We start from the raw sequence: 9218 nt of genomic DNA on the forward strand, positions 1-9218 counted from the left end.
CATAACCCTATGTCAAAATACAAAACACTGCTATGCGCTGCTTTTCTGCTCCCAGCTAGCCTTTGGGCCCAACAAACAAGCTGGAATCCACAAGAACAAACAGCCATTATTGAAGAAATAAAAACAAGCTGTAATTGCCAAGTTGATGGATTTAATTTGGTCGATGTCACAACTACCTTTAAACAATCTTTTGGCGCTGAAGGAAAAGATAAGGGCAATGATATTTTATTAAGCGCTTACCAAGGCTTAAAACTACACGAATGGGCGCCCAATACAGATAGTAGCTTTTGGGCCAAAAAGCTAAAAGATTACCCTAGCGCTAACCCCAAATGGGATAGCATTTTTCGACAACCCACGATCGCCCTTCTCCGAAAAGAAACGGAGCAACAAAAACTGGCGCAAATCCTGATTTGCCAAAGCATAGAAAAGATACATACCTACTATCTTCAACATCCAGAAGAACTTCAGGCAGCTCCCGCTCAACTAGCCTACTATCAATCTCTCACTAAGCTAGAACAAGCTCCAGCAAAAGCCGAAAAGCCCAAGGCAAAAGCAGCCCAAGCAGAGGCCTCCACGGGCTTGCCCTATGGCTGGATTAGTGGCGGTTTGGCTGTTGGCTTTTTGTTGGGCCTATTTATTGGCGCCGCTGTTCGACCTGGCAACAAGAAGGAGGAAAAGAACAATAATGGCTTGGCCAGCCCAGAAGAACAGCTCCAAAGTAAAAACAAGCAGCTCCAAAAAGAAGTGGCTGCCGCTCAACAACAATTGCAAGATTCCGAAAAAAATATTCAGCGCTATAAACAAGAAATTGAACGGCTGAAAGATGATTTAATCACCCAAAACCGAGAAAAACGGCCTTTGCAAGAGCATAAAATAGAGCAATCCCCTATTCATCAAAAACCTAAAATGAAAGCCTACCTCAACGCTCCCCCTGACCCCAAAGATGGACTATTTTATGGCCAAGACATCAGCCAAACAGCTAGCCCCACCAGCCTTTTTCTACTAGAGTATGTAGATGAACAGAGCCAAGAAGCTAACTTTAGTCTGCGCCTAGAACCCGCTGTCCTCGCTAGAGTAAATACAGACCATCGAAATTATTTACGGGCCTCTGCCGATATTTATCAAGATGGCCAAATCCCCCCTCAGGCCAAAATCACCCCCGGCCTATTGGTCCGACAGGGCCAAGGTTGGCGAGTAAAGAAAAAGATGATTATCAACTGGTAAAATGATAAGCTGCTGATTTTTTCGGCAGCTTTTTTTTTGGGGCTGCCCCGCCCTTTGGGCGGGTCGGGCCATTTATTCCCGTTGGTCATCGAACTGGCGCCCCTATAGGGGCTGGTTGTCGCAGCTCGCAGGTCTGCTCGGCCCTGCGCGGGCTACGCCCGCTGGGTCTGCCGCCTTCGGCGGCCCTGCTACAGCCCCTCAGCCTGCGGCGGCTTTGCCGCCTGCAAAACCGTTTACTGCAGCCTAAAGGCCGCAGCCAATCTTGTTGGTCCTCATTTTTCTTGCCGCAGGAGCTTAAAAGCGCCTGCTTCTGATTTTTATGGAGGGCAGCTATTTTCAGGTCCAGCGGATTTTGATGGCCGAAGGCCATTCGGCCTAGCGATGCGGCGGGGTGGCCCGCAGGGCCAGACCGAAGGCGAAACGAAGTGTAGCCTGAAGGGCCGAGCAGACCTGCGAGCCCCAAAGCGTAGCGCCGCAAGGCGAAGCCGCAGCGGAGGCCCCAAAAACAACAAGTCTTAAAGAAAACAAAAGAAGGAAAAGAGCGCCCACTATTGCGAAAAAAGTTGCATCTTCTAGAAGATCCCCTTTATCTTCTTTCATTAAAACGAAGCCAATGAAACGATACCCATTATGGCTATTATTTAGCCTTTTAATTAGTACCCAGATGTTTTCCCAAAACTATGAAAAGGCCTGGCTAAAGATTGATTCTTTAGATCGGCAGGGCTTGCCGGAATCGGCCCTAAAAAAGACGGACAGTTTGCTGCAAATTATTCGAAAAGCGGAGGCTGGACCGGCTAGAACGGCGCATTATGTCAAGGGCTTGTTGTATTACAATAAGTTTCAGGGCAGTTTGGAAGAGGACGGTTTAGTGAAGTCCATTTATCGCTTGGAGGAAGAGATGCAAAAGGCCGAGGGCAGTGAGAAAGCGCTCTTGCAGTCTATGGTGGCACAGCTTTATCATGAGTATTTGAGCAATCATTATTATAAATTCTCGGATCGGAGCAAGGTGAATGAATTGGAGCTCAAGGACATTCGGACTTGGGATATTGAGCGGATTAGTGAGCAGGCTTTTGCTTTGTATTGGGCATCTTTGTCTGATCCGGCGGCCTTAGAATTGGAGTTAAAGCAATTTGCGCCCATTTTGTCTCGGACAGATTTTGATGCAGATTTGCAGCCTACGCTTTATGAATTATTGGCCCAAAGAGCCCTCAATTTCTTTGAAAATGAGAACAGCTATTTGAGTCAGCCCGCTTATCAGTTTTATGTCGAATCGCCTACGCTTTTTGCGGTTGGGCAAGAGTTTGTTGGGCAAAAAATTGAGAGCCGAGATAGTTTTTCGCATAAATGGCAGACCTTAAAGCTCTATCAGAAAATTGTGGCCCGATCGCTAGAGCGGAAATCGCCTTTGGTCCTCTTACAGTTTGAGTTACGTCGCTTGAAGTGGACTTATTCACAATCTATTAATGAGGATAAAGATGCACTTTATTTGGCTGCCTTGACCGCCTTGGAAGAAAAATATGAGGAGCAGGCTGCTGTGGCCGAAATCATTTTTGCCAAAGCGACTTATTATAAGCAGTTGGGGCAGGGGTATTCGCCTAGTCAGCCAGATCCCAAGGCGCGTTGGGCCTTAAAAGTGGCCGATTCTATAGCCACAAGCATTATTGCGGATTACCCCAAGAGTTTTGGGGCCAAGCAGGCACAAAGCTTAAAGGTGGAGTTGGCGCAAAAACATTTGAAGCTTAGAATAGAGCGTTATTTACCCTTGAATCAGGCGGGGCTTATTCGTTTGGATTATAAAAACTTGAGTCAGGTTCATTTGCGCCTCATCAAATTGAGTGAGTCGGAACTAGAGCGTTTTCAGAATATTCGCTATGAATATCAGGAGCAAATAGACTTTTTGGCCAAAAGAGATCCCGTATACAGGCAGTCTCATCAGTTAATTGACTCTGGAGATTTTCAGCGGCATGGGACCGAGCTCATGATTCCCGCCCAAACAGATCCAGGCATTTATGTTGTTCAGCTTTCGGCTAATGCAGACTTTAGTTATGCGAAGAATGCGAATAGCATTGCGGTGGTTCAGTTGACCAATTTGGGCCTCATTCAGCGGCAAGAAAAGGGCCTCTATGAGTTTATTGTCGTTAATCGCTGGACTGGAGAGCCTCAAAAAGGAGTCAAGGTAGAATTTAGAGAGCAGCAATATAATCGCTTGAGCAAAAAATACAACTGGAAGCGCCTGAAGTCGGTGCTGACGGATGGAATGGGCTATGCCTTGAGTAAAAACGTCAAGAGAGATGATTATTATAGCTATAATATTCGGGTAGAGAAAGGGAAAGACTTTCTTTTGCCAGAAAGCAGCTTTTCTAACTACGACTATGAAAAGCCTAGAGAAAATGGCAGTACAGAAATCCGATTTTTTAGCGATCGGGCTATTTATCGCCCCGGACAGACGATTTACTTTAAGGGGATTGCCTTGTATAGCAAGGGCGAGCAATATAAAGTTGTCAAAAATCAGGAATATGCCATCTCGCTATTTGATGTCAATGGGCAAAAGCTAGAAGAGCTGAGACTCACCACCAATGAATACGGTAGTTTACAGGGCAGTTTTACGGCTCCCACCACCGGCTTAATGGGACAAATGAGCATTCGGAATACTAGCCTAGGCTACTACAGTAGCCATAGCATTCGGGTAGAAGAATACAAGCGTCCCAAGTTTGAGGTCAACTTCTTGCCTCAGGAAGAAGCCTATAAGCTGAATGATCAAGTTACTGTTTTGGCTCAGGCGGAAGCCTTGGCTGGTCCAGCGATTAGCGAGGCTAAATTTAGCTATCGAGTAGTGCGAGAAGTGCGTTTCCCCTATTGGCGCTATTGGGGCTGGAACCCCTGGTTGGGCCAAAGCCAAGAAATTACCAAAGGAGAAGGCATAACGGATGAGAAAGGAGTGGCTAAAATTGACTTTGAGGCCATTCCCGACAAAAGCATCAGCCTAGATAAGCAGCCCGTTTTCAACTATACGGTTTATGTAGATGTAACAGACATCAATGGAGAGACCCGTTCTAGCCAAACCGCTGTTCGAGTAGGTGCCATAGCCTTAGACCTCTCTGTTAACTTGAAAAGCGAGTTGGACCAAGGGCAAAAGCTAGGCAAGCTAAAACTCAATAGCCGCAACCTCAATGGTGGTTTTGAACCCGCTCTGCTCGAATTGAGCTGGGAGCGCCTAGAAGAACCCAAAAACATTTATGTTAAGCGCCAATGGGAGCAGCCCGATTATTACAGCTTGGGCGAGCAGGAGTTTAAGGCTGCTTTTCCGCATATTGCCTATAAGCAAGAGGACAAAAGCCGCAACTGGAAGGTCATCAAAACACAGGCTAAAAATAAGATCAATACCGCAGAGCAAAAAGAAATTGACCTGCAGAAATTGCTCAAGAAGTGGCCCGCAGGCTACTATCGCCTAAGCGTAAAAACTACCGATAAGTATGGCCAAGAGATCCAGCTAGAACGAGAGTTCCGCTTGTTTAATAGCCAAACTAAAAAAGCAAATGTACAAGATATTCTCTTTGCCAACCAAAAAAGCTTTACCGTAGAGCCCGGCGAAACAATTGAATTTGCCCTAGCTTCAGCTACCGATTTTCCCGTACTCTTTGAGCGCGATCAAAAAGGGAAAGGCATTAGCCAGCGAAACTGGTTGCAATTAGGCGAAAAATGGAACAAACAAAGCTATACCGTTCAGGAAGATGATCGAGGGAATCTCTATTTCCGCCTAATCGGCCTGCGCTATAACCGCAACTTTAGCCAACGCATCAATGTCTATGTGCCACATAGCAACAAAAAACTCAATATAGAGCTCTCTACCTTTAGAGATAAGTTGCAGCCTGGCCAAGAAGAACGTTGGGAACTTAAAATCACAGGACCCGATAAGGCCGCTGCAGAAGCAGAGCTTGTCGCCTCGCTCTATGATGCTTCTCTAGATGCTTTGGTCAGCCATAATTGGGGGCTATCACTATATGGCTCTTATTATGGCAGCAGCAATTGGTCCACCAACTGTATGTCCGTAGAACATGCTAGCCTAGTAGCTGCCCAGGACTGGAACCTCTCTTATAGCTACCCTAGCCACAAATGGAGTAGCCTCAACTGGCAGGGCTTTTCTTTCTATGATTGGGGCTTTAGCCCTAGAAGAATGTATAAGTCTCATTCTAGAGCTACAGGCCGTGCAGAGAAAAAAGAAGTACAGGTATTGGGAGAAGCTACAATGGAAGAAGTAATGATTGATGACACCGCAGGAAAAGCGGCCCCTCCCCCCGCTCCCATTGCAGATAGTGGATTTGCCGAAGCGCCCGAAGAGCCCAGCGACAAAGATGCAGGAGACTTAGGAGACGTAAAGGTCCGTACCAACCTCAATGAAACTGTCTTTTTCTTCCCACAACTGCGCACCGATAAAGAAGGAAATGTCATTTTGTCCTTTACGATGAATGAGGCCCTTACTCGCTGGCGCTTGATGCTTTTGGCCCATACCCAAGATCTCAAAGTAGGGCAAAAAGAGGCCTTCGTACAGACGCAAAAGGACCTCATGGTAGTTCCTAATGCCCCCCGATTCTTCCGCCAAGGCGATAAAATGGAGTTCTCGGCAAAAATCAACTCTTTGGTAGATAAGCAGCTAGAAGGCGAAGCCCAATTGTTGCTTTTTGATGCCTATAGCATGCAAGCCATTGATGCCGAATGGGCCAATAAAAACAATCGCCAAAGCTTTAGCCTAAAGGCCAAAGGCGCTACGGCCCTAAGCTGGAAATTAGAGATTCCCAGCAACTGGACAACTCCTGTGGTGCATCGTATTGTCGCCAAAGCTGGACAATTTAGCGATGGAGAGGAAAGTAGCTTGCCTGTTTTGAGCAACCGCATGTTGGTGACCGAAAGCATGCCCCTACCCGTTCGAGGAAAAACCGATAAAAACTTTGAGTTTAAGCGTATGCAAGAACTCAGTAAGTCAAATACCCTCGAACACTATAGCTATACTTTAGAGTTTACGCCTAACCCAGCTTGGTATGCGGTGCAGTCGCTCCCCTACCTTATGGAGTACCCGCATGAGTGTAGCGAGCAGTTGTTCTCTCGCTATTATGCCAATAGTTTGGCCGCTAATGTGGCCAATTCACATCCCAAAATTAAGCGGGTGTTTGAGGCTTGGAAAACAGCAGGCTCTAAAGCTCTAGAAAGCAATTTGAGCAAAAATCAAGAACTCAAAAATGCGCTTTTGGAAGAAACCCCCTGGGTTTTGCAGGCCCAATCAGAAGCCCAACAAAAGAAGCATCTAGGCGTTTTGTTTGACCTCAATCGCATGGGCCAAGAACAAAAACAAGCCTTGCGCAAATTGGCCGATCGCCAACTGGGCAATGGTGGCTTCCCTTGGTTCCCCGGTGGCCGCGATAGCTGGTACATCAGCCAATATATTGTAGAAGGCATGGGCCATTTGCAAGTAATGGGCGTGGCCCAAGAAAATGAGCCAATGAGCCAAGATATGATCATCAAAGCAGTTCGTTATATCGATAATCAATTGCTCGATCAATACGATCGCTTGTTAGCTACCGCCAAACGCCAAGAAGATCCAGAAGCTTACCTCAAAAAGGACCATCTGGGCTATATGGCGATCCATTATTTCTATGCCCGAAGCTTTTTCCCTAAAGTGGAGTTGAAAAACCGCCGCCTAAGAGAGGCTAGAGCCTATTATACTGGACAAATGCAGACTTACGCCCTCAAGAAGTCAATTTACATGCAAGGCATGATTGCCCTTGCCCTGCACCGCGATGAAAACCTTCCCAAAGTACAGGAACAAATCATCAAATCCTTGAAAGAACGAGCCCTCAAATCGGAAGAAATGGGTATGTACTGGCAGTCGCCACATGGCTATTTCTGGTACGAATTGCCCATCGAACGCCATTGTTTGATGATCGAACTCTTTGATGAGGTGGCCAATGATCAAGAAACGGTGGAGGCACTCAAAACTTGGTTGCTCAAGGCCAAGCAAACGACGCATTGGAAAACCACTAAGGCCACCGCCGCCGCCTGTTATGCCCTCTTGGCCCGTGGAGAAAACTATTTGGTCGATAGCCAACCCGTTGATATCAAATTGGGAGGAGAACTACTAGACCAAAAAGCTTTGAATCCCGAAGCCGGAACAGGCTATATCAAAAAACGCTGGTCGGCTAAGGAGATTGAGCCGAAAATGGCCCAAGTAGAAATCAAAAATCCCAATGCTTCTGTGGCTTGGGGCGCCATCTACTGGCAGTATTTCGAGCAACTCGATAAGATTGAAAGCTTTGAAGAAACGCCTTTGCAACTCAAAAAGCAGCTCTTTAAACAAGTAAAAGGCGATCGAGGTCTAGAATTACAGCCCATCACCGCCGAAAAAGGCCTAGAAGTAGGCGATTTGGTCATGGTCCGCATCGAACTTCGTGTGGATCGAGATATGGAATATGTACATCTCAAAGACCAAAGAGCCGCCGCTTTCGAGCCCACCAATGTGCTCAGCCAATACAAATACCAAGGCGGATTAGGCTACTACGAAAGCACCAAAGATGCCGCTACGCACTTCTTTTTCTCCTATCTGAGCAAAGGAACCTATGTCTTCGAATACCCTGTTCGAGTGGCCCAAAAAGGCGACTTTAGCAACGGAATTAGCAGCATTCAATGCATGTACGCCCCCGAGTTTTCTTCACACTCTCAAGGTATCCGCCTAGAAGTGAAATAAACAAGGCCCTTTAGCATTTTTTACCCCTCATCAGGATCTTCTGATGGGGGGTCTTTTTTTGGGGCCTCCTGCCTGCGGCAGGCGCTACGCTTTGGGGCTCGCAGGTCTGCTCGGCCCTTCAGGCTACACTTCGTTTCGCCTTCGGTCTGGCCCTGCGGGCCACCCCGCCGCATCGCTAGGCCAAATGGCCTTCGGCCATTTTTGGATAAAAATTTCAAAGCTGTTTTGCGTTTATATGTAAAAGTTACTACCTTTATGTAAACACAAAAGCAAAACGATGAAAGCATTAGCCATTTTTCTGTTATCGAGTTTATTTTTTGGCCATCTAAATTTATTACAGATGAAGCAGCGAGAACTTTTTTTGGCAAAGCAGCAGCAGTATCAAGAAGATACAGCCCTTTATGAAGAAACCTTGGCCCAATATCTAGAGCTATATTCACTTTATCAGGAACTTCCTGCAGAGGATCCCGATCGCCCGAGCCTAAAGGCGGCTTTGCTCAAGACCAAAGAGGGCTTAAAAGCCTTTAAGCCGCAGCTCAAAATGGAAAAGGCCAATTTGGAGCAGCTATTTTTGGCCCTTAAGGAAGAAGATATTCCCAAAACTGATTTTTTATTAGAGTTTGCTCTAAATGCTCGAAAAGTTGCTTTAAAAGCACGAAAACTTCAAGGCAATATCCCAAAAAGAACGAATTGGAGGGAAACCTTACACCTTGATGAGCTTTACATTAAATTCAAGGAAGGTAAAAAGCTCAAAGTTTGCCGTCTGATTGCGGCAGATATTAAGGCTTTAGTAGAGCAGGCAGACAACAAGCCGCCCAGTATATTTTTAGAAGAATTGGCCCAAATTTTTGAGCGTTATGATACGGTAGAAAAGATTAAGAAGTATAGAGCTAAATCCCGCTTTATTGAGTCTAGCATTGCGCCTTATGTCCTTTCCCCAAACCAACTAGAACCCATTTTGGACCAAGCCCTGGCCAAAGATGACTTTTTGACGGAGGAGGAGTTGAAGGAGAAGTTGGCCAAAGAGGAACAACAAGCAAAAGCAGAAGAGGGATATTTAGCCCAAGTTAAACTAGAATTTGATAGTACTTTGTCGCTGGCCGATTTTATTTGGCAAAAGGCAGAGCTTCTAGACAGCTTAAATAGCTTAGCTAAAGCTAGCCAAAGTCCTATGGCTAAAGCACTAATTGAGGGTTTAATTGCACAGCTATCAGGAACTCAACTAGGGCTCATTCAACTCAATACTATTGAGGATTGC

At 46.2% G+C, this 9218-nt stretch carries 2 protein-coding genes and 1 pseudogene; all 3 read left to right on the top strand.

The genetic code is table 11. The features are described 5' to 3' along the window. Positions 1-9: 9 nt before the first annotated feature. Positions 10-1224 (top strand): hypothetical protein, encoded by a 1215-nt coding sequence (locus tag SAPGRDRAFT_RS02385; RefSeq protein ID WP_002656891.1) that lies wholly within the window; start codon positions 10-12, stop codon positions 1222-1224. Positions 1225-1837: 613 nt separating this feature from the next. Continuing rightward, positions 1838-7960 (top strand): alpha-2-macroglobulin family protein, encoded by a 6123-nt coding sequence (locus tag SAPGRDRAFT_RS02395; protein WP_002656892.1) that lies wholly within the window; start codon positions 1838-1840, stop codon positions 7958-7960. Positions 7961-8237: 277 nt separating this feature from the next. Further along, a pseudogene (locus SAPGRDRAFT_RS02400) lies at positions 8238-9218 on the top strand (hypothetical protein); the annotation flags it as partial.

Source organism: Saprospira grandis DSM 2844, assembly GCF_000275825.1.
Classification (GTDB): domain Bacteria; phylum Bacteroidota; class Bacteroidia; order Chitinophagales; family Saprospiraceae; genus Saprospira; species Saprospira grandis_A.